Raw genomic sequence first — 627 nt, forward strand, 5'->3', positions numbered from 1 at the left:
ACCGGCCTCTCACCCGTGCCCGCGCTCCCGACACCCGCCCCGACTGAACCCGCTCCGGCTGAACCGATGCTCGTGCTGCCCGCGCCCGCTCCGGCTGAACCCGTGTCCATGCTGCCGGCACCTGTCCCGGCTGAATCGGTGCCCGCGCTGTCGGCGCCCGCTCCGGCTGAACCGGTGCTCGTGCTGCTGGGACCCGCTCCGGCTGAACCCGTGTCCGTGCTGCCGGTACCCGCTCCGGCTGAACCCGTGCCCCCAGTGTGGCGGGGACCGCCCGCGCGGCAGGTCGAGCCGTCACCGGCATGAGGTGTTCCGGGCCGGGTATTGCTGGAGCCAGTGGTGTCGGCGTTGGCGGTGTCGGCCGTGGCGGTGTCGGCGGTGCCAGCTGCAGCTGTATCGGGGTTGGCGGTGTCGGCTGCAACTGCGTCGGCCGCGGCGGTGTCGGCGTGTCCGGCTGTGCTCTGCGATGGCGGCACACCCGCAGCGGGCGTGGTCGGCGTGCCGGGGGTGCCGGGCGCCATGGCGGAGGCCGCATGGGTGGAGTCGGCGTCATGTGTGAGGTGGTCGGTGGGGAGGGATTCGGCGCGGACCAGGACCAGCAGTTCGGTGGTGACTTTCTTGGTCAGCAGC

At 72.9% G+C, this 627-nt stretch carries 1 pseudogene; it reads right to left on the bottom strand.

From position 1 onward, the window contains the following. A pseudogene (locus tag Amac_RS53625) lies at window positions 1–627 on the bottom strand (hypothetical protein); the annotation flags it as partial.

Origin of the sequence: Acrocarpospora macrocephala, assembly GCF_009687865.1 — a bacterium.
Lineage (GTDB): Bacteria > Actinomycetota > Actinomycetes > Streptosporangiales > Streptosporangiaceae > Acrocarpospora > Acrocarpospora macrocephala.